This is a genomic window from Ferrimonas pelagia, from assembly GCF_039543565.1.
Taxonomy (GTDB): domain Bacteria; phylum Pseudomonadota; class Gammaproteobacteria; order Enterobacterales; family Shewanellaceae; genus Ferrimonas; species Ferrimonas pelagia.
Genome location: NZ_BAABJZ010000080.1, coordinates 21,374 through 41,936, shown reverse-complemented (window position 1 = coordinate 41,936; position 20,563 = coordinate 21,374). Strand labels below are relative to the sequence as shown.

Here is a 20,563-nt window from a genome sequence, read left to right as displayed (position 1 = left end):
CCATGCCGAACTCAGAAGTGAAACGCAATCGCGCCGATGGTAGTGTGGGAGTTCCCATGTGAGAGTAGGTCACCGCCAAGCGCTTATTCAGAATTGAGCCCATCCTAACGGATGGGCTTTTTTCGTTGGTGCTTGGTACCGGCACGCAATTGCACCAGCAGTGGTGGACAAGGCAAGTGCACCTTGGGCGGCGCTAAGTGGCACCGTGGTAAAGAGACTGAGATCAAGGCCCATCTTAACAGATGGGCCTTTTTCGTTGCTGGTCGACCGTGGCGATGATGTGCGCTGAGTCGTCCATCGGGCGAGCGGGCAGATGGGCTCTGTCCGCACTAGAAGTGATAGGTGATCCCAAGATTAAAGCCGCTGAGCTCGATGCCGCCCTTATCGACCATCTGCAGGTATTCGAGACTGACTTTGGTCTGTTCGTTGGCATTAAGGCTGATCCCGGCGCCGTAGCTGAAGTCACTGTCTGAGGATGAGCTGCTTTGGTTTGGGATCTTCATGGTGAGCTTGGCTGAGGTGATCCCGGCCAATGCGTAGACACGCACCCAGTCAGAGAGGGGGATCCCGGCGTTGAGGTAGGCACCGTAATGGTTTTTGACCTTGATATCGGCCTCGCCGATGCTGTCTTCATTGACGCCAGATCCGGCTCTGATCTCTGCGCCGACAAAGTCACTGAATTGGTAGCCTAGTTGGACAGCCACGGAGAGGGGTTTGGCGTCTGCGCTGCTAAAGTCGACCGTATGGTAGTTGAGTTGGCCTCCGATGTAGGCCTGTCCGGTATTGGCGCTGGCGATGGGGCAAAGCAGGGGGGCGGCGAGCGCCAGCGGTAGAATGATCCGTTTCATCACGTCCTCACTTGGTTGGCAAAAAGGGGTCCTCAGCGCTATTGTGTCCCGTGTGGCGGCGGTCGGCCAGCGTTAATGCTAAGGCGCGAAGCTGCCGCCAATAAAGAGATTAGAAATCATAACGAATGCCGATGTTCAGGCCGCTGACGTCGAAGCGGCCTTTGTCGATCCAACGGATCACTTCAAAGGTCATGCTCATCTGCTCTGTGGCATAAAGTTGGAGCCCGGCGCCGTAGCTGAAGTCGGTGGCGTTGTCGTTGCGCACTTGGCCAAATTGAGCGGGATCGAGTGGGCGATCATTGAACTCCATCGAGATATTGAGGATCCCGGCGAGGGCATAAAGCTGCACCCAGTCACTCATGGCCAATCGGCCGGTGAGGTAGAGGCCGTAATAGGTATCGAGTTGTACGGTTAACCCTTCGCTGAAACTGTCATCGTTCAGCCCGCTGCCGATCCGGCTTTCCACTCCGATGTGGTCATTAAATTGATAGCCCCCCAGAATGTGTAGGCTGGCTGGATTGGCGGTGCCGGTTTCCCCTTTGACGCGGCTGTAGCCCAGCTGCGCTCCAGCATACCAATGCCCCGTCCAGCTCTGATCCAGCTCCCAATTCGCGTGGGCATGTCCTAACCATATCAGCGGCAGTAACATCAATATACGTCGCATAGAGCGGTCCCTATCGGATGGATGTCCGTTAAGCGTGGCAGGTTTTGAGGTGAGTGCCAGTGGGGCTCTGCGGAGCTGCTTGCTTGATGTCGTTCGTCGGGCGGAGAAAAATATTGTGGTGGGGATCAAGTTTGGCCAAGGCGTGGTCGATCTAATTAACTGTATCGCGGGCCGGGCACGGAGGCTCAGCTCGATTTATCGGGCCAGTGTCCGCGATACCCTATCGGCTTGTTATTCCTGATATGATCGCCGGTCCCGTCCACGCCCTTGACCCACGAGGGCGTCTTTTGCGTTGGCTCGAGATCCCCGATCGCCATGATGATACGACGAGTCATGGCCTGAGCCCGCCGCCTGCCGACGCACTACTCCTTTGGCCCCTCGCCTAATACGTAATGCTCAAACCAAGCCAGATCCCACTGCATCTTAGTCAACTTGTGTTGGTAGCGGCTGAGGCCGTGACCTTCGTCCGGATAGATCAGCAACTCGGTGGGCACATTCAGATATTGCCGTAGTGCCCGATAGAGGCCCTTGGCGTGCGGTGCCGGTACGCGGGCATCGTTTTCTCCCATGTGGATCAAGGTCGGTGTCTGGATCTGATCGGCCCGGCTCAGGCTCGAGCCATGCTGATACGCCTCGGGCTGTTCCCAAGGGAGGCCCTGCATAAAGTTTACGACGTGACCCGGTGTATCTTCCAGCAACCATTGCAAGCGTTGATCCCAGACGCCGGCGCCGGAGCTTGCCGCGCGATATCGTGTCGTGGTGCTGATCAGCGCATTGGTTAGATAGCCGCCGTTACTCCAACCCATGACCGCTAAGCGGTCGGGATCGGCGATCCCATCGGCGATCAAGCGGTCGACGCCGGCCTCAATATCCTTTACCTCAATGTCGTGCTCGCGCCCCACCAAGTCGACTAGGAAGCGGTCGCCGTAGCCGGTGGAGCCGCGGTAGTTGGGCGAGAATAGGGCCCAGCCTTTGGCAGCAAAGGTGCTGCGGCCGTAGGTCCGGTGTTGCAGTGCGTATGGGGTGGCCGAGGTTGGGCCGCCATGCAGTTGCACGACCAAAGGCAGCGGGCCGTCACCGCGACGGTAGTCGTGGGGAAGCTCGAGGATCCCCTCGACACGCTGACCATCCGGTGCGGTCCAGTGGACGATCTCGATCTGGGGCAGCTGCCACTGGGCGGTGTGTGGATTGAGCCAGGTGCGGCGCGCCGGCGTTTTGCCGATCTTACCGCTGTAGAGCTCATCGAAATGGTCCAAGCCATTGTGGATCATGCCGATCTGCTTGCCGTTGGCGGCAAAGCTGAACTGCTTGATGACATAGTCGCCTTGAGTCAGGGCTCGGACCGAGCCGGGCTGATCGCCGCGCAACTCGGTGCAGTACACGCGGATCCGGCCGTGCTCGCTGCCGCGATAGCAGATCTCATGACTGTTGGGGCGCCAGGCCAGGTTGTCGCCATACAGGGTGACGTCCCCTTGTCGCGCCAGATCAAGCACGCTGCCGGGGCGTCCATCGTGATCAAATGGGACCGCCAGCAATTGGCCCGGATAGCCGTCGTAATCGATGCGGAAGGCCAAATGCCGACCATCCTGGCTCCAGCGGGGTTGCATGAGCCAGCCGTACGGCGACGGCGCTTCGGCTCGCCAGCGTTGATCATCGAGGATCTGATGATGATCCCGTTGGCGATCGTAGATCGCCACGTCAGACCAACCTTCGAGCTGAACCAAGCCATTCTCGGCGGTGATGATCCGGGCGATCCGCTGATCATCGGGACTGATATCAAAGGCCCAGACCACCTGATCGTCGTCGATGATGGTCTCGCGCCGGTAGGTGGCGAGATCCAGCCGATACAGCGGATTGGTTTTCACCTGACCATGGCCATATTCCGGCTTATCGTGGCGCTTGCGCAACGCCGCAAAGGGATCGTCGCTGTGATGGGTGTTGATCCCGGTATACCAAAGTGCCTGGCCATTCGCACTGAGCTGGAATGCCTTGATCCCTTCGCCTTCCCTTGTCAGCGGCACCACCTCGCCGCTGGCTAAGGTCAACCGGAAGATCTGACGTTTGCCCTTGTGGGGCGCCTGTTCATGCTTGCCTGCCGATCCCGCTTTGCTGAAATAGAGAAAGCGTCCATCTGGGCTGAATTGAGGGTGGGCTTCGTCCTCTTCGGTGAAGGTCAATCGCTCTGGTGTGCCCTTGGGCAGGGCGATCCGCCACAGATCCTTGCGCTGTTTATCCGCGGCCTTATCCCAGTATGACTGCACCCAGGCGGCTTGTTTGCCATCGTGGCTGAGGCTGAGCTGGGCGATCCCCTCTAGGGAGAAAAAGTCCTCCGGGGTGATCGGGTGGGTGCGCGGGGGCTCGCTGGCCTGAACGGCCCCGCTCAGGGCAAGCAGGAGCAAAATGGGGGCAAGGGATCTTAGGGGCATCACGAAATTCCTTCTCGTTTTGCTCAGCAGGGTAACCGATAGTCAGAGAAGGAAAAACCACACAAGAGAAAACCTGACATTGGGCTTTTAAGTCACAAGGAAGGGTTATTTATCCCTGTTGAGCTCCTGCAAGAAAGCCAATTCTTCTGAATTGAGGAGGGCTTCACTGCTGCGCCGCGGCGGGTGGATCTCTGGACTGGGTTGCTCACGCCGATACCAGGCAGCCAGGCTGATCTGACGCAGGCCGACCAGCCAACTGACGATCATCAACAGCAATACGGTGCCACGCAATGCCAGTTGCCAGGTCGCGGGTAATGGCTCGCTCAGCAAAAGCTGATAGAAGGTGTCCAGCAGTCGCAGCAGCCAGATCAGCATGGCACAGAGCGTGAGGCTGAGTAACCAGCGCAGGCGTAGATCGCGGCCACTGGCGCTGTGCTGTCGGCGCGACAGCGGGGCACTGCGCCACAGCCGAATACCGAGGCTGACGTAGCCCAGTAATTGCAGCAGGGCCAGCAGCCAGAGGATGAAGTAGATCCCGTGATGCGCTTGCTGCAATGGCAGCCAGACTGCGGCAAACGCCTGTAATGCCACTAAAGGGCAGGCCAGCAGCAGGTGGCGCCCCGGTCGAACAAAACGCTGCTCTATCTGACAGCGCAGATGCAGATACAGGCTGGGCAGTGCAAAAAAGTGGAGCGCGCTCAGTAGAGGGATCAGCCAGATCGGGAGTAACCAAGCGCTGATCTCATAGAAAAAGTAGAGTGCCATCAGCACAAACCAGAGTGCCAGATAGCGCTGTGACTGGTAGGGATCGCGGTACAGGTAGCCTAAAAAGAGGGCGAGCAGCAGGCAGTTCAAGCCACCAAACAGGGCGATGGTGAGGTGCAGCAGCGTGGTGATATCGAGCAGCTGTTGCACCATAGGCGGTTACTCCGTTTTGCTGCGGCGTCGGTTAGACCGCATCGGCGGTTTTTTCGGCACGGCTTTGCGGTCGTCGATCAGGTGCCGGATCGCTGCTATCGGATGGCGCAGCAGCATACGCGGACCGGCGTAGCGCATGGCGATGCGGACCTGCTCGCGGGGCTCGGGTTTGTAGCAGTGGATCGGGCATTTGGCGCAGGTGGGTTTCTCCTCGCCATAAGGGCAGCGATCCAGCTTCTTTTCGGCGTATTCCAGCAGCGACTGGCAATCCTTGCATAAGCCTTGCTCTCGGTGGAGCTGGCCACAATTGTCTCGACAATAGATCGCCATCATCTTGCCTAAGGTTTGGTACTCCCGGCTCAGGCGTCCGGTCAGGTGGATCCCTGTCATGTGATAACCTAGTGCATCAGTCGGATATTGTTGCCATCATAGCCAGCGATAAAGAAACGGATAAAGTGTGATCAGCAAGATCCGTGAGCGAGATCAAATGCAGTCGTCAGTGTAGATGATGGGCCAGCCATAAGGAGCGGATGTGAGTCAGAGGATAGAGCCAGGTATTGAAACCCGCTTGCCCTGGTTGGGAAGTCCGATCACGGCGCAGCCGTTAGACGCGCCGCGTTGGCTGGGCTGGAGTGCCTCGTTGGCCGAGGAGCTGGGGATCGACCGTACGCCCGAGTTGCTGGCGCTGCTGGCCGGGCAAACCCGGCAGGCGCATCCGGGGTTTGCCCAAGTGTACAGTGGCCATCAATTTGGTGGCTACACCCCAAGGTTGGGGGATGGCCGCGGCATGCTGTTGGGTCAGCTCGACGGCTGGGAGCTGTTCGTGAAGGGCAGCGGCACGACGCCATACAGTCGGGGCGGCGATGGACGGGCGGTGTTGCGCAGTGCGGTGCGCGAGTTTCTGGCCTCGGAGGCGCTACACCATCTGGGGATCGCCAGTAGCCGTGCCTTAGCCGTATTGGGCTCGGACACCCCGGTGTGGCGTGAGCAACAGGAAACCGCCGCCATCACAGTTCGCGTGACCCGCTCCCATCTGCGCTTCGGTCATTTCGAGTATTTCTTTTATAGCCAACAGCCGCAGCGGCTGGAGGCGTTGATAGCCGACTGTATCGAAACCCAATTTGCCCATCTGCATGGCTGTGCCGATCAAACCTTGGCCTGGTTTATTGAGGTGATCGAGCGGACCGCGACGACGGTGGCGGACTGGCAGGCATTTGGCTTTTGTCATGGGGTGCTCAATACCGACAACATGTCGGTCCTGGGCGAAACCTTCGACTATGGGCCGTTTGCTTTTATGAACCGGTTTGAGGCGGGCTATATCTGTAACCATTCCGATATCCATGGCCGCTATGCGTTCGATCAGCAGCCGGGGATCGGCCTATGGAACCTGAATAAGCTGGCGTTGACGCTGACGCCGTTCCTCAGCCAAGAGCAGCTGCAGATGGCTCTGGCTCGCTATGAGCCCGCTTTGGTGGCCCGCTACTTGGCGCGAATGGGCCGTCGTCTGGGGCTCGAGCACGTCGGGGAGGGAGATCTGGGGCTGATCGGCGAGTTGTTTCACCTGATGCAGCAAGCGAAGCTGGACATGCACCTGACGCTGCGTACCTTGGGCCGGTGCGATCCCAATGGCGATGATACCCCTCTACACGCGCTGTTGGGCGCACAGCCGGACTTTGCTGCCTGGTGGCAGCGCTATCGCAGCCGATTGGGCGGTGTGGCTAGGCTGGGCGCCTGGCAGGCTCTGCGGGATCAGGCCAATCCCGCCGTGGTGTTGCGTACCCATCTGGCGCAACGGGCCATCGCTGCGGCGGAGGCGGGTAACATTGCTCCGCTGATGCGCTTGCACCGAGCCCTGACTCGCCCCTATGATCCGCGGGCACAGGATCACCCCTTTATCGAGGAAGCCCCCGAATGGAGTCAGTCGCTCACGCTCTCTTGCTCAAGCTAGCGCCACCGCATCACGATCCACAACGGGCACAACTGCTCTGGTCCTGCCCACTGAGTCAGGAGCAGGTGACGGCATTGGTGCCGCTGCTGTGCGCCCGGCTGGATTGCCAGTTGGGTGGCGGTGAGATCGCCGCAGATAGGCTGTTTTGGCCGCTGCGATTCGAGGAGAGTGAATTGACCCTGCATTTTGAGGCGATGTGCGAAACCCTTTGGATCCAAGCGGAAAGCGGCGATCCGGAAGGGGCACAGGTGATCGCCTATCTCGCGACTTTGGCCCAGGAGATCTGCCCTTGAGCGCAGCCCAATTTGATTTTCAATCCCTTAGCCCAGATCTGGTGCTCGATGCTGTTGAGTCCCTCGGGGTCTATCCCGACACCGGTTTGTTGGCGCTGAACAGTTACGAGAACCGGGTCTACCAGTTTCGGGCCGAGGACGGTGGCCGTTATGTCACGAAATTTTATCGGCCGCAGCGTTGGAGCGATCGACAGATCCGTGAAGAGCATGAGTTTGCCCTGGAGTTGGCGGGCGCAGAGGTGCCCGTGGCGGCGCCCATCGTGCTGGACGGCGAGACCCTGTTTGAGCATCAGGGCTATCGTTTTGCCTTGTGGCACAGCGTCGGTGGCCGGGAATTCGAGGTCGATAACCTGGATCAGCTCGAAGGGGTGGGCCGTTTTCTTGGCCGACTGCATCAAGAGGGGCGCAAAAAGCCGTTTTTGCATCGACCTGAGCTGGGGATCCAAGAGTTTGGGTTCGAGGCGCGCGCCATTTTGCAGCAGCAGGCACAGCTCAGTGGCTACATCGAAAACAACTTTTTCCTGCTGGTGGATCAGCTGCTGGATGCCATTGCTGAGCCATTGAGGGGGAACTACCAACGACTGCGTCTGCACGGTGACATGCATCCGAGTAATATCTTATGGCGCGATGACAGTCCGAGCTTTGTTGATCTCGACGATGCGCGTTCGGGCCCTGCCATTCAAGATCTGTGGATGATGCTGAGTGGTGACCGGCCTAACCGGCTGTTGCAATTGGATGTTTTGATGGAAGGTTATGAGACCTTTGCGACGCTGGATAACAAAGAATTGGCCCTGATCGAGCCATTGCGTGCCTTACGGATGATTAATTATCTGGCATGGCTGACCAAACGTTGGCAAGATCCAGCCTTTCCAAGGAACTTTCCGTGGTTTGGTACGGACAAATTCTGGGAAGAGCAGATCCTGGCATTGAAAGAGCAACTCGCGGCTTTGGATGAAGCCCCTTTGAGTCTGATCCCGGGCGCCTTCGGGTGAGCCCAATCTGCCGCTGGGATCTTAGGCATCCATTATTCGACGAACATAAATAAATCGAGAAAATACCATGAAAAAGCTGCTGTCCATCGCTTTCGCCCTGGCTCTGGCCCCCCTCAGTGTGTTTGCTGCGGACTTCAAGGAAGGCGAGCACTACACCACATTTAATCAGGCGCCAAGCAACGGTACCCCTCAGGTTACCGAGTTTTTCTCCTTCTACTGCCCGGCTTGCTACAGCTTTGAAAACACCTTCGTTGGCCCGATCAAAGACGGCTTGGCGCAAGGGGTGAAGTTTGAGCAATACCATGTTGATTTCATGGGTGGGCCAATGGGCACTGAGATGAGCCGTGCTCTGGCCGTGGCCAAGGTGCTTAAGGTGGATGACCGCATTAAGCAGGCCATGTTCAGTGCCATTCACGATGCCAACCGCACCTTCGCCACCGCTCGCGACGTGAAGCAACTGTTTGCTGACAATGGCGTATCCGAAGTGGATTACGACAAAGCGGCCGCCAGCTTCATGGTGAACAGTCAGATGAAGCTGTGGAAGCGCGCCCAGATCGACAGCGGTGTTCGCGGTGTGCCGGCACTGATGGTGAACAACAAGTATCTGGTGGATACCAATTCCGTTGATAGCTTGGACGAGCTGCACGGTCTACTGAACTATCTGGCTGCCAAATAACATGGTTGGCGTTGCATCGACGACCCGTCGGTGCGGCGTCATCCCGAATTGATCATCGCAATGATCCCATCAAGGCTGTTACGGCGTTATGCCATCGTAGGATCGAGCGAATTGTGAGAATAACGAAAGGTGAACTATTGTGTCTGACTTCAGGGACGAAGCAGAGTTATCTAAGGATGTGGCTGTGAGAAACTTTCCGCTTTTTGCGCCGAAGATCATCGCCAAACATGCACGGATCCTGCGGGACGGTGTGGTGGAGGTGAAGGATCTCGGTCAGTTGGAGTTTCGAAACGGACGCTTCCTCATGCCGCGCCATTGCGGGCCGAATATTCGCCAAGCGATCGTCGAACTCAATGAGCTGTTGCGTCCTCCGGTGGCGCCGGTATAACGGGACATTGTTAAAAAGGTGGGCTTTGCCCACCTTTTTTGTCGCTGCTCGCCGTGAAATTACTCGGCAAGTTTACCCAACAGACCTTCCACCTTGCGGTTCCAATCGGCCAGCTGCTGCTTCAATTGCTCGTTTTCGCGGGTCAGGTTGTCGCGCTCTTGCGCCAGCTCAGTACCGCGCAGTTTTTCTTCTTCCAGCTCGAGCTGCATCAGCTCCATGGTTTCCAGGGCACCGTGTACTCGGGATTCCAGTTTTTCTAATAACTCAAGGCTCATAGGTCAGTCCTTACTTTCGTCTTTCAGCCGATTCTAGCAACCTCTTCGGGGTCAAGATATGGCTGTTGTATGCCTTTTCGCTGGATCGAACAAGCTTTCGCCAATGCGTTTGAACCGGCGCATTGGTTGGGTTTGGTTATAGTTAACCCATCCTCTCACCAGACGAGTCGTTATGACCCCGGAGATAAGTCAACGGATCGCCGCGCTGCGCTGGGTGTTGATCAGCGGATTGGTCTATGTCCATTTTGGCCGTTTGCCCGGCTCTGACGCCAACCCGTTTCGAGGCGTATCGGGTTGGGAGTCGGTGATCCCGCAGCTCGCCAACAGTGCGACCTTGTATCTATTCTTCAGTGCCGTACCCATGCTCAGCGTGCTTTCCGGCTATCTGATGTTCCAGTCTCGCCCTTGGCGGGCGGGCGCAGCGGTGAGCAAACGGCTCTCTACCGTGCTGCTGCCGTCGTTGCTCTGGTTGGCACTTTGGTGGGGCGTGGGCGCCTTACTGGTCGATGCGATGGGGGTGCCGTCCGAGCGATTTTGGGCGTTCTTTCAGGCTGATTACGATCTCAACCACGCGGTCATCGCCCTGACGGGATTTGATCTGGCCGCCGTTGGCCCCTTGCTGGCCAGCGATGGCTTGAAGGCGGCATACCATCAGGCCCAGAAGTTAACGTCGGTTCCAGTGGCCCAGCAGTTCTGGTTTATTCATGATCTGATGCTGACGGTGTTGCTTAGCCCGCTGCTGCACCGATTGATCACGCGGCTGCGTTGGGCTTGGGGGTTGCTGCTGTTGCCACTGTGGCTGTATGGCATCGTGCCCCCGGGATTTTTCCGATTGAATGTGCTGTTGTTTTTTAGTGTTGGCGCCAGCATCGCCTTGTTGGGTGCGCCCCCAGGCTGGCGGGCGCTGTTCCGATCGCCGCTGTGGTTGTGGGGTGGGATCCTCTTGGTGTTGATCGGGATCCGGGTGGTGGTGCCGGCCTTTCAGGCGCCGATCGGCGCGATGCCATGGGAGCATCAACTGGAGTGTGGGATCCGAGCGGTCGGGGTGCTCTGTTTTTGGCGTTGGAGCCATTGGGTGTGGGTGGCCCACCCAGGCCTGATCCGTCAATGGGGTCGTTGGTCGACCGGCTCCTTCTTTTTGTTTGCATTTCATTACCCCAGCGTGGTGTTGTTGAAGGGCTGGGTGGCGTCCTATGAGATCAGCCAGACGGTCTGGGGTCAGGCGGTGTGCTGGCTGCTGGTGCCGCTGCTCACCATTGGCCTGGCCTGGCAACTGGCGCTGCAGTTGGATCGCTGGGCGCCGACACTGCTGCTTTGGCTCAATGGCCAGCGACGCTTGGGGCGCGTGCCACTGGGGCGGCCGGTCACGGTCACGTCAATTTGAGGTCGGGCTAGGCATCGCTCCAGCGTCACGGTACGCTGCTGCTAGGCACCTAAGGAGGGGCGTATGGCACGAGCCCAGTTACGATTGTTGTTGATGCAGATCCGGGAAAACCCAACAACCCGAGATGAAGAGTGGCGCAGCTTCGCCCGTTTTTGTGGCTTGCAGCCGGAGCAGATCGAGATCCTTAATCTGTTTGATACGCCGGAATTCGGCCCGCACGTGCTCGACGGTTTTGATGCGATGCTGGTGGGCGGCTCCTCTGAGGCGAGCGTGTTGGAGCCTGAGCGTTACCCCTTTATTCACCCTGCCATGGCGCTGCTGCGTCACTGTATCGCGGTTCGGCTCCCGGTTTTCTGCTCTTGCTTTGGCCATCAATTGGCGGTGAAGGCACTGGGGGGTGTGGTGATCCGCGATGAGGGCGAATTTGAGATGGGGACGCTGCCGATCTCGCTGACCGCCGCCGCGCGACAGGATCCGCTGTATCAGGATATGCCCGATGGCTTTGCCGCGGTCAGTGTGCACCGTGAGCGGGCGACGGCGGTGCCGCCCGGCTGCACCCTATTGGCCTACACTGAGCCCTGCACTCATAGCTTTAAAGTCGATGCGGCGCCGTTTTGGACCACGCAATTTCATCCCGAGGTGGATAAGCCGGTGTTGATCCAGCGGCTGACTCAGTTCGCATCGCACTACACCGATGGGGCCGAGCACCTGCACGCCGTCCTCGATAGCGCCGTGGATACGCCATGGTCGAATGCGCTGCTGCGCCGTTTTGTTGATCGGGTGCTACTGCACGGGTAAAAACCATGTTGCTACATTGTGGTGTTGCTATCGCTTTTCTGTGTTGTTGTTGAGCGCCATTTTGTGGCACCTTGAGACTCTGACAGGATTGTAATGATAGGGATGTATCGACATGAAGTTGCGCAAGTTGGGGCTGGGCCTCCTGTTTTTGTCGCTGTTTTCGGCCTCAGTGTGGGCTGAGGTTTTTGAAGAGGGTGTGCATTACACCCAATTTGCGGGGGGAGTGAAGCCGGCAGAGCCGACGGTGACCGAATTCTTCTCTTTTACCTGCCCGCATTGTTATCGGTTTGAATCCCAGGTGCCGACCCTTAAGGCGCAGTTGGCGCAGGGCGTTGCATTCGAGCAGTATCATGTCGACTTCGGCCGCCCGATCGACACCGAGTTGGCTCGCTCTTTGGTGATCGCCCAGCAATTGAATGTCTCCTCGGTGATCAAACCCGCCCTGTTTGCTGCCATTCATGAAACCAAGAGCCTGCGCCGGGCTGAGGATCTGCGTCAGTTGTTTCTCGACAACGGTGTGAGTGCTGAGCAATTTGATAAGGCCAGCAGCAGTTTTGTGGTGCAAACGACATTGGGGCGCTGGAAGCAGGCGCAGCAAGCCAGTGGCTTGCGTGGCGTGCCAGCCATAGTGGTCAATCAGCAATATCTGGTGGATCGCGGCAGTGTCAAAACAGTGGAAGAGCTTGCGGCGCTATTGAACTATCTGGCAAACAAAGGGTGAATGTGCCGTCTTAGGCTTTGATATGCAGTGTGAAAATACGCATTTTGCACGAATGGTGTTCGTGATCTAGCTTCAGGTTTTCTCCTGAAATTATTTAAGGTCGAACCATGGTTAAATCTCTTGTTATTGCGTTGTTTTGTACTGTTGCTGCGGCAGGGGCTGTGGCATCGGAATTTATCGAAGGCCAACATTATCATCAGTATCACGATGAGATGGTGGCGGTTGCCCCGTCGGTGACCGAGTTCTTCTCGTTCACCTGTGGCCATTGTTATCGGTTTGAACAGGTGCTGCCTGAGTTGCGTCAGGGCTTGGGTGAGCAGGTTGGGTTTCGGCAGGTACATGTCGACTTTGGCCGTGCTTTTGACCCCGAGTTGTCTCGTACGTTATTGATTGCTGATGTGTTGTCGATCAAAGAAGAGATCAAACAAGCCGTGTTTGAGGGGATCCACGAGACCGGCAGTGTTAGCGGCATCGACGATCTGCATCAGTTGTTTTTGGATCGCGGGATCAGCGCCGGTGAATTGGCTCAGCTGACTCAAGAGCACAAAGTGGACGAGACCATCAGTCAATGGAAGGCCTATCAGGAGCAAACGGGTCTGAACTGGGTGCCGGCCCTGGTGGTGAACGACAAATACCTTGTGGATCATACGTCAGTGACGGATCAGCAAGAACTGATGTCTTTGCTCAATTATTTGCTGAATAAGGATGTCCTCTGAGGAGTGCGACGGTAGGTAGCGCCGTCCATCATACGGGCAGTCCGGAACGATAGGTAATGAAAGGATGACGCTCGCGAAACGTATCGTTTGGGTATTACTCTTGATGGCCATTGCGGCGACGTTGGTGGATTGGTCACGCCAGGATTGGCCGGGACTGACGGCGCATTTTGCCCTGTTTTTGATCCTCTATTGGTTTGCCCATAATCTGGACTGGCTGCTGATGGATGAAGAGCGTGGGGCAAAAGACTGGCTCAACTCCGAGCAACGCTGGGTTGGGGCGATGGGTCTGGTGATGTTGGTCGGCAGTCTGGGGATCAGCTTGCCCTAGTGGCATGAATACCCAGGCAGCGCCTCGGCGCACTCGAGGCCTCTGACCCTGTTATTCACAACGCCGCCATTCGGGCGGCGTTGTAGTGCTTAATGGAAACGGCAATGCGCTTACTCGAGTGAGCATACACGGATGACAGAGAAGGGAATGGTATCGCATGACGAACATCCGGCAGGTTGGTGATATTCAGGTTCACCTGGACGGCGAGGGGGCGGAAACCATCGTGATGATCCACGGCTGGCCGGATACCCACCGGTTGTGGGATCCGCAAGTGGTTTTATTGAAGGATCGCTATCGCTGTGCCCGTTTTTCGCTGCCGGGTTTTGAGTTAGGCGACCGACGGCAGGGACGCGATCTGGCTCAGATGATCGAGGTGATCGATCAGGTGGTGACAGTGGTGAGCGATGGCAAGCCGGTGATCTTGATGCTGCATGATTGGGGCAGCTTTTATGGCTATCAATACTACATGCGGCACAAGGCTTCGGTGAGCCGGATCGTCAGTGTCGATATTGGCTGCACCGATCCGCGTCATTACACACTCAGTGCAAAGGCGATGGCCTTCGGTTGGTTCTACCAGAACTGGTTGATGTGGGCCTGGATGATCGGCGGCTCCGTCGGCGATAGGATGACCCGATTTATGGCCCGGCGGGTGCATGCCCCGGCGGCGACAGAGACGATCCACGCGGGCATGAACTACCCCTATCACTGGCTGTGGAGCCACCGTTATCGCCGACGTTCGACCGGCATGAAGCGCTTGGATATCACCTGTCCCTTGCTGTTTATCTATGGCAGCGACAAGCCCTTTCTGTTTCATAGCCAGGTCTGGGCGCAGCAGATGGCCAGCAAAGACGGCAATCAAGTGGTCGCCCTGCCCACCGGACATTGGGTGATGTTGGAGCAGCCGGACGCGTTCAATCAAACCGTGAAGACCTGGTTGGCGTCTGCCACCTAATGCTCGGTGGGTTGCTGTCTCCTGACCAGAGGCCTAGGTATCATTTGTTACAACTTGGCTGGCGCCTGCAGTGGATTTCCGCTTGGCGCAGTGGATGGCTATCGATACGCTGGTGAGGGTATTACGCAGCAGACAGGGATGTTCCGCATGATGGTGATCCGTTGTGAAGGGCTAGAAAAGTACTACGGTGGGGCGTTGAGGCTGAAAGCGGATCTCACCATTAACGCCAAGCGTACCTATTTGACCGGGGAAAATGGCAGCGGGAAATCGACGCTATTGCGCTTGCTCGCCGGGATCGAGCAACCGGATCGTGGCGTCAGTCACCACTCTCAGGCGTCGGCCCGGATCGTGCTGTCGTCGGATTCCGTGGTGATCCCCGAGGTGCTCAACGGTTGGGAATTGGTGGAGTTATTTGAACGGCATCGCCAGCTGGATAGATTGGGCTTTGAGCGCCATGCCGACGCCTTGGGGTTGAAGGAGCATTTAAGCAAACCTTTTGGCGCGTTATCGACCGGCAACCAACGTAAACTCAATGTCTTGCTGGCACTGTGTTGCCCGGCGGATCTGTATGCACTGGATGAACCTTTTAATGGGCTGGATAGCGCCAGTTTGGATTATATAAAGGGGTTACTCTTTGGGTTGGAGGCGCCGCTGTTATTGGTGGATCACACCCGAGCGTTAGCGGCGGAGTGCGATGAGATCCAGTTGGAGACCGTGGGTGCATGAAGGCGGTGGTGAGCACCCTGATCCAGCGCCGGATGCTGGCTGTTAAGCAAGCCAATCTTGGACTCTATAAACTGCTGACGGCGCTGTTTTTCCTCCTGTCGCCGATCTTCGTGATATTTCTACCTCTACCCGGCTATCTGTTGATCGACAGTCCATTGTTGTCCCAAGGGCAGGTGATCGGCGGGGCCACGTTTCTGCTGCTGGCTTGTTTGACCGGGTGGCTATTCCAGGCACTCATTACCCGCAATGACCGGCTTTGGCTGACATACGTCAATGGCGGCAAATACCCCTGGCAGGCGCTGTCGTTCCATTTAGGGCAATTCGCCAGCGGGTATCTGCTGCTGGCGGTCGGCCCGGGATTACGCTGGCAAAATTGGTCCTTGTCGGCGGTCGTGCTCTATGTCGTCGGGTTGATAGTTTTGTTTGCGGCCGGACTTTGGCTCTCGTTGTGGTTGAACCACTGCCGAGCCCAGCTGAGTAACTATTGGCAGCGACGCGCCACCGCATCCGAGAAGCTTGGCTTGGCTGTGTTGCAAAACAGTTGGAAGCAAGTCTCGGTAACCTTAGTGTTCTTCCTGATCGCCTTGGCGTTTGCTTTAGCGCCCGTTTCTGGCGCGGTCTTTAGTGGGTATTTTGTGTTGTTGGCGCTGTTGTTTGGCTATGGACTCCGTACCGTATGGCAGGCGTTACAGGCCCACTTGGCGCAGCATCAACGCTTCTTTAGCTGGGTATCTCCGCAATGGAATGTTTCGCTGCAGATACGTTTGCGACGCGGCCTGATGGCAGCCATCGTCGCGTTCGCTCTGTTGCCGCTGGTGTGGTTGGGCGCATCGGCCCGTCACCCACAACGGGCGCTACCCGTTGCTGTATTTGATGACGCGGTTTTCGCTGGAGCGGGGCAAACGCCGAACCCAGACAAACAAGCCCAAAATGATCACTTTAGTCACGCCACTGACGGTGGCGAGCACCGCGAGCGGCCAGCCGGTTTGCCAGCCCATGGCGCAAACGAACAGCAGGGTGGAGCCGTCCATCGCCAGAATGAGTTGGCTTATGCGAATGTTGATGGCGCCGGTGCTGCGGGCGCGGAGGATCAACAGAATTTGATGGGCGTAACCTTGCGCCAGCAAAGCGGTGATCACCGAGATCAATCCCGTTGAGAGCAGGCGGCCTTGGTCGCTAGGCAGCGCGAGGTGCTAAGAGCAGGGCGTAATACTCTCCGCGAGGGCTGAGCTTATTGTTTGAATGCTTTAACCGGTGATGCCGGTAGGTTACGCCGCTGCGGGGCTAACCAACCCTACGAAGTGCAATATGTCCCACGGCTTTGGCTTTTGAACTTGGGCCGACTCTGAGGCGCCGAACGAAGTGGATTGAAGCAAGGCCGAGGGCATGGATGTCCGAGAGGCCCACGGAGGCAGGATGCCGACTTGGGCCGCTGCGGCAGCGCAGATCCGCGAGAGTGAGGAAACGCGCCGAAGCCGGAGGCATTGGGGGAGTGGGGAGGGGCAACGCCCCTCTCCTTGCCGTCGCCAGCGCGACCAAATGCTTATGCGGGCACCCGCACAAACCCTTCCATCAAGACTCGCGCACTGCGACTCATGATGGCTTTCTTGGCGAGCCACTGGCCATCTATTTGCTCCGCTTCGGCGCCCACTTTCAGCGTGCCGGAGGGGTGACCGAAGCGCACCTCTTGGCGAGTGCCACCCCCCGCTGCAAGGTTCACCAAGGTGCCGGGAATGGCGGCAGCGGTGGCGATGGCCACGGCGGCGGTGCCCATCATGGCGTGGTGCAGTTTGCCCATGGAGAGGGCGCGCACGTTGAGATCGATCTCGCTGGCGGCAATGGTTTTGCCGCTGGAGGCGGTGTAGTCCTGCGCTTTGCTGACAAAGGCGATCTTCGGGGTGTGACCCCGGGTGGCGGCCTCGCTGATGTCTGAGATCAGCCCCATCTTTAACGCGCCATAGGCACGGATGGTTTCCAGTTTGGCCAGCGCGGCTTCGTCGTTATTGATCTCGTCCTGCAGCTCGGTGCCTGAGTAACCCAGCTCCTCGGCATTGACGAAGACGGTGGGAATGCCGGCGTTGATCAGGGTGGCATTGAGGGTGCCGCTTTCGACAACGTCGGTGGGAACGTCGAGATCGTCCACCAGATTGCCGGTGGGGAACATGGCGGCATCGCCGGCAGCGGGATCGAGAAATTCGATCTTCACTTCGGCGGCGGGGAAGGTGACGCCATCGAGCTCAAAGTCGCCGGTTTCCTGCACTTCGCCGTTGGTGATGGGCACGTGGGCGATGATGGTCTTGTGGATGTTGGCTTGCCAAATGCGCACCACGCAGACGCCGTTGTCGGGAATGCGGGACGGATCGACCAGGCCATTGCTGATGGCGAACGCGCCGACGGCGGCGGTTTGGTTGCCGCAGTTGCCGCTCCAGTCGACTACCGGCTTGTCGATGGCGACTTGGCCGAACAGGTAGTCGACGTCGTGATCGGGCTCGGTGCTTTTGCTGAGGATCACCGCCTTGCTGGTGCTGGAGGTGGCGCTGCCCATGCCGTCGGTGTGCTTGCCGTAGGGATCCGGACTGCCGATCACCCGCAGCAGCAGGTTATCGCGGGCCGGGCCGGGGACTTGGGCGGCGACCGGTAAGTCGGTCAGATTGAAGAACACGCCCTTGCTGGTGCCGCCACGCATGTAGGTGGCGGGGACCCGGATCTGGGGTTTGAAAGTCATAGAAAACTCCGTTTTCAGGTGACTAGGTGCTAGGGCGGGCTGCGCCCTGCTAGGTACTAGGAAAAGCACGCACTACTCTCCCTAGTACCTAGGCTCTTCCTAGAACCTAGAACCTAGAACCTAGTTACCTTAATTCTGCGCCAAGAAGTCCTTGGCGAAGCGCTGCAATACGCCACCGGCTTCGTACACCAAGACTTCATCGGCGGTGTCGAGACGGCAGGTGACCGGCACATCCAGGGTTTCGCCATTGGCGCGATGGATGATCAGGGTCAGCGTCGCCCGAGGGGTGCGCTCACCGATCACGTCATAGGTCTCGGTGCCATCCAGCCCCAGCGTCTTGCGGGTGGTGCCGGGCTTAAACTCCAGCGGCAGCGTGCCCATGCCGACCAAATTGGTGCGGTGGATGCGCTCAAAGCCTTCGGCCACGATCGCTTCCACCCCGGCCAGACGCACGCCTTTGGCGGCCCAGTCACGGGAGCTGCCCTGGCCGTAATCGGCACCGGCGATGATTATCAGCGGTTGCTTGCGATCCATGTAGGTCTCGATCGCTTCCCACATGCGGATCACCTTGCCTTCCGGCTCAAGCCGCGCCAGTGAGCCTTGCTTCACCTCGCCGTTGTCATCCAACACCATTTCGTTGAACAGCTTGGGGTTGGCAAAGGTCGCCCGTTGGGCAGTCAGGTGATCGCCGCGATGGGTGGCGTAGGAGTTGAAGTCCACTTCCGGCACGCCCATCTTGGCCAGGTATTCGCCGGCGGCAGAGCTGGCCAGGATGGCGTTGGAGGGCGACAGGTGGTCGGTGGTGATGTTGTCACCCAATACTGCCAGCGGACGCATCCCCTTGAGCGTGCGCTCGCCCGCCAATGCCCCTTCCCAGTAGGGGGGGCGGCGGATGTAGGTGGTTTGTGGACGCCAGTCGTACAAGGGGCTGATGTCGTCCCCGTAGTCGACGGAGAGATCAAACATCGGCGTGTACACGCTGCGGAACTGCTCTGGCTTGACGCTTTGGGCGATCACCGCATCGATGGCTTCATCGGAGGGCCACAGATCTTTCAGGGTGACGTCGTTGCCGCTGTGATCCTGCCCCAGCACGTCCTGCTCGATATCAAAGCGCATGGTGCCCGCTAAGGCATAGGCCACCACCAGCGGCGGCGAGGCCAAAAACGCCTGTTTGGCGTAGGGGTGGATCCGGCCATCGAAGTTACGGTTACCGGACAGCACGGCGGTGCTGTACAGATCGCGGTCGATGATCTCCTGCTGGATCTTGGGATCCAGCGCGCCGCTCATGCCGTTACAGGTGGTACAGGCAAAGCCGACGATGCCAAAGCCCAGTTGCTCCAGCTCCGGCAGCAGGTTGGACTCTTCCAGATACAGCTGTGCCACTTTCGAGCCGGGGGCGAAGGAGGTTTTGACCCAGGGCTTGCGCGCCAAACCCAGTTCATTGGCTTTCTTGGCCAGCAATGCCGCCGCGATGACGTTGCGTGGGTTACTGGTGTTGGTGCAGCTGGTGATGGCGGCAATAATGACGGCGCCGTCGGGCATTTGCCCGTCCGCTTCCTGCGCCTTGGCGTTGTCCAGATCTTTGGCGATGCCGCGCTCGGCCAACGCTGAGGTGGGCAGGCGACGGTGCGGATTGGAGGGACCGGCCATGTTACGACCGACGCTGGACAGATCAAACCTCAGGGTGCGCTCGTACTGCGCCTCGGCCAGATCGTCGGCCCACAGGCCGGTGGTCTTGGCGTAGTTCTCCACCAGGGCGATCTGCTCGGGCTCGCGGCCGGTGATCTTCAGGTACTCGATGGTCTGCTCATCGATGTAGAACATGCCCGCCGAGGCGCCGTACTCCGGCGTCATGTTGGCGATGGTGGCGCGGTCGCCGATGGACAGGCTGCGGGCACCTTCGCCGAAAAACTCCAGATAGGCGGAGACCACTTTCTCGTTGCGCAGGAATTCGGTGATGGCCAGGACGATGTCGGTGGCAGTAATGCCCGGTTGGCGCTGGCCCACCAGCTCGACACCGACGATGTCCGGCAGGCGCATCATGGAGGGGCGGCCCAGCATTACGGTTTCCGCTTCCAGGCCACCGACGCCGATGGCGATCACGCCCAGCGCATCCACGTGCGGGGTGTGGCTGTCGGTGCCGACACAGGTGTCCGGGAAGGCCACACCCTTGCCATTCTCATCTGGGCGGGCCTGAATGACCGGTGACATCTTCTCCAGGTTGATCTGGTGCATGATGCCGTTGCCAGCGGGAATGACGTCGACGTTCTTAAACGCGGTTTTGGTCCACTCGATAAAGTGGAAGCGATCCTCGTTGCGACGATCCTCGATGGCGCGGTTTTTTTCAAACGCGTCGGGATCGAAGCCGCCGTGCTCGACGGCCAGGGAGTGATCGACGATCAGCTGGGTGGGGACGACCGGATTCACTTTGGACGGATCGCCGCCTTGCTCGGCGATGGCGTCCCGCAGACCGGCCAGATCCACCAGGGCGGTCTGGCCGAGGATGTCGTGGCAGACCACGCGGGCGGGATACCAGGGGAAATCCAGATCGCGCTTGCGCTCGATCAACTGTTTGAGCGAAGCGGTCAGCGTCTCGGGATCGCAGCGGCGGACCAGCTGCTCGGCTAGGACGCGGGCCGTGTAGGGCAGGGTGGCGTAGCTGCCGGGCTGGATCGCTTCCACCGCGGCGCGGGTGTCGAAGTAGTCCAGGGTGGTGCCGGCGAGGGCTTTGCGGTATTGCGTGTTCATAACTTCAGAACCCATCAGTTGGGGCGAAGCGGGGCGG

21 protein-coding genes and 1 rRNA gene are annotated in these 20,563 nt (G+C 58.5%); 14 read left to right on the top strand and 8 right to left on the bottom strand.

Annotated elements, in window-relative coordinates:
* Window positions 1-81: ribosomal RNA gene (gene rrf, locus ABEA08_RS22045) — 5S ribosomal RNA — on the top strand; the annotation flags it as partial.
* A 248-nt stretch (window positions 82-329) separates the two neighbouring features.
* Here the strand turns inward: rrf and ABEA08_RS12335 are convergent.
* The 5 genes from ABEA08_RS12335 to ABEA08_RS12315 form a co-directional block, all read right to left on the bottom strand.
* Window positions 330-848 (bottom strand): porin family protein, encoded by a 519-nt coding sequence (locus tag ABEA08_RS12335; RefSeq protein ID WP_345335625.1) that lies wholly within the window; start codon window positions 846-848, stop codon window positions 330-332.
* Window positions 849-957: 109 nt separating this feature from the next.
* Complete coding sequence (locus ABEA08_RS12330; protein ID WP_345335624.1) at window positions 958-1,512, bottom strand: porin family protein; 555 nt, start codon at window positions 1,510-1,512, stop codon at window positions 958-960.
* A 362-nt stretch (window positions 1,513-1,874) separates the two neighbouring features.
* Window positions 1,875-3,938, bottom strand: a complete 2,064-nt coding sequence (locus tag ABEA08_RS12325; protein ID WP_345335623.1) for a S9 family peptidase — start codon at window positions 3,936-3,938, stop codon at window positions 1,875-1,877.
* A gap of 105 nt (window positions 3,939-4,043) precedes the next feature.
* The gene (locus tag ABEA08_RS12320) at window positions 4,044-4,856 is read right to left on the bottom strand and encodes a hypothetical protein (protein ID WP_345335622.1); all 813 of its coding nucleotides are present in this window, start codon (window positions 4,854-4,856) and stop codon (window positions 4,044-4,046) included.
* 6 nt (window positions 4,857-4,862) lie between these two features.
* Window positions 4,863-5,246, bottom strand: a complete 384-nt coding sequence (locus tag ABEA08_RS12315) for a nitrous oxide-stimulated promoter family protein (RefSeq protein ID WP_345335621.1) — start codon at window positions 5,244-5,246, stop codon at window positions 4,863-4,865.
* Between the two features lie 142 nt (window positions 5,247-5,388).
* Between ABEA08_RS12315 and ABEA08_RS12310 the strand changes: the two genes are divergently transcribed.
* The 5 genes from ABEA08_RS12310 to ABEA08_RS12290 all read left to right on the top strand — a co-directional run bounded on the left by ABEA08_RS12310 (window position 5,389) and on the right by ABEA08_RS12290 (window position 9,153).
* Window positions 5,389-6,804 carry a protein adenylyltransferase SelO gene (locus tag ABEA08_RS12310; protein WP_345335620.1) on the top strand — a complete coding sequence of 472 codons (1,416 nt, stop codon included), beginning with the start codon at window positions 5,389-5,391 and terminating at the stop codon, window positions 6,802-6,804.
* The gene (locus ABEA08_RS12305; RefSeq protein ID WP_345335619.1) at window positions 6,768-7,097 is read left to right on the top strand and encodes a DUF3630 family protein; all 330 of its coding nucleotides are present in this window, start codon (window positions 6,768-6,770) and stop codon (window positions 7,095-7,097) included. Before ABEA08_RS12310 ends, ABEA08_RS12305 begins: the two co-directional genes overlap by 37 nt.
* On the top strand, window positions 7,094-8,089 hold the full coding sequence (locus ABEA08_RS12300) for a serine/threonine protein kinase (protein ID WP_345335618.1): 996 nt from the start codon (window positions 7,094-7,096) through the stop codon (window positions 8,087-8,089). The genes ABEA08_RS12305 and ABEA08_RS12300 overlap by 4 nt, the downstream gene beginning before the upstream one ends.
* Before the next feature lie 67 nt (window positions 8,090-8,156).
* Window positions 8,157-8,765: a thiol:disulfide interchange protein DsbA/DsbL gene (locus ABEA08_RS12295; protein ID WP_345335617.1), complete on the top strand. Its 609-nt coding sequence runs from the start codon at window positions 8,157-8,159 to the stop codon at window positions 8,763-8,765.
* Window positions 8,766-8,949: 184 nt separating this feature from the next.
* Window positions 8,950-9,153: a DUF1107 family protein gene (locus ABEA08_RS12290; protein ID WP_345335616.1), complete on the top strand. Its 204-nt coding sequence runs from the start codon at window positions 8,950-8,952 to the stop codon at window positions 9,151-9,153.
* 59 nt (window positions 9,154-9,212) lie between these two features.
* Here the strand turns inward: ABEA08_RS12290 and ABEA08_RS12285 are convergent, their stop codons facing one another.
* Window positions 9,213-9,428: a cell division protein ZapB gene (locus tag ABEA08_RS12285; RefSeq protein ID WP_345335615.1), complete on the bottom strand. Its 216-nt coding sequence runs from the start codon at window positions 9,426-9,428 to the stop codon at window positions 9,213-9,215.
* Window positions 9,429-9,600: 172 nt separating this feature from the next.
* Here ABEA08_RS12285 and ABEA08_RS12280 point away from each other — a divergent pair, with 172 nt between their 5' ends.
* The 8 genes from ABEA08_RS12280 to ABEA08_RS12245 all read left to right on the top strand — a co-directional run bounded on the left by ABEA08_RS12280 (window position 9,601) and on the right by ABEA08_RS12245 (window position 16,210).
* Window positions 9,601-10,812, top strand: a complete 1,212-nt coding sequence (locus ABEA08_RS12280) for an acyltransferase family protein (RefSeq protein WP_345335614.1) — start codon at window positions 9,601-9,603, stop codon at window positions 10,810-10,812.
* A 63-nt stretch (window positions 10,813-10,875) separates the two neighbouring features.
* Window positions 10,876-11,610 (top strand): glutamine amidotransferase-related protein, encoded by a 735-nt coding sequence (locus ABEA08_RS12275; RefSeq protein WP_345335613.1) that lies wholly within the window; start codon window positions 10,876-10,878, stop codon window positions 11,608-11,610.
* Between the two features lie 112 nt (window positions 11,611-11,722).
* The gene (locus ABEA08_RS12270; RefSeq protein WP_345335612.1) at window positions 11,723-12,331 is read left to right on the top strand and encodes a thiol:disulfide interchange protein DsbA/DsbL; all 609 of its coding nucleotides are present in this window, start codon (window positions 11,723-11,725) and stop codon (window positions 12,329-12,331) included.
* 107 nt (window positions 12,332-12,438) lie between these two features.
* Window positions 12,439-13,047 (top strand): thiol:disulfide interchange protein DsbA/DsbL, encoded by a 609-nt coding sequence (locus tag ABEA08_RS12265; RefSeq protein ID WP_345335611.1) that lies wholly within the window; start codon window positions 12,439-12,441, stop codon window positions 13,045-13,047.
* A 64-nt stretch (window positions 13,048-13,111) separates the two neighbouring features.
* Window positions 13,112-13,375: a hypothetical protein gene (locus tag ABEA08_RS12260; protein ID WP_345335610.1), complete on the top strand. Its 264-nt coding sequence runs from the start codon at window positions 13,112-13,114 to the stop codon at window positions 13,373-13,375.
* A gap of 157 nt (window positions 13,376-13,532) precedes the next feature.
* Window positions 13,533-14,327: an alpha/beta fold hydrolase gene (locus tag ABEA08_RS12255; RefSeq protein WP_345335609.1), complete on the top strand. Its 795-nt coding sequence runs from the start codon at window positions 13,533-13,535 to the stop codon at window positions 14,325-14,327.
* 147 nt (window positions 14,328-14,474) lie between these two features.
* Window positions 14,475-15,053 carry an ATP-binding cassette domain-containing protein gene (locus ABEA08_RS12250; protein WP_345335608.1) on the top strand — a complete coding sequence of 193 codons (579 nt, stop codon included), beginning with the start codon at window positions 14,475-14,477 and terminating at the stop codon, window positions 15,051-15,053.
* Entirely contained in the window at window positions 15,050-16,210 is a 1,161-nt protein-coding gene (locus ABEA08_RS12245; protein WP_345335607.1) for a hypothetical protein, read from the top strand. The genes ABEA08_RS12250 and ABEA08_RS12245 overlap by 4 nt, the downstream gene beginning before the upstream one ends.
* Window positions 16,211-16,596: 386 nt before the next feature.
* Here the strand turns inward: ABEA08_RS12245 and prpF are convergent, their stop codons facing one another.
* On the bottom strand, window positions 16,597-17,778 hold the full coding sequence (prpF, locus tag ABEA08_RS12240; protein WP_345335606.1) for a 2-methylaconitate cis-trans isomerase PrpF: 1,182 nt from the start codon (window positions 17,776-17,778) through the stop codon (window positions 16,597-16,599).
* Between the two features lie 129 nt (window positions 17,779-17,907).
* On the bottom strand, window positions 17,908-20,526 hold the full coding sequence (acnD, locus tag ABEA08_RS12235) for a Fe/S-dependent 2-methylisocitrate dehydratase AcnD (protein ID WP_345335605.1): 2,619 nt from the start codon (window positions 20,524-20,526) through the stop codon (window positions 17,908-17,910).
* Window positions 20,527-20,563 lie beyond the last annotated feature (37 nt).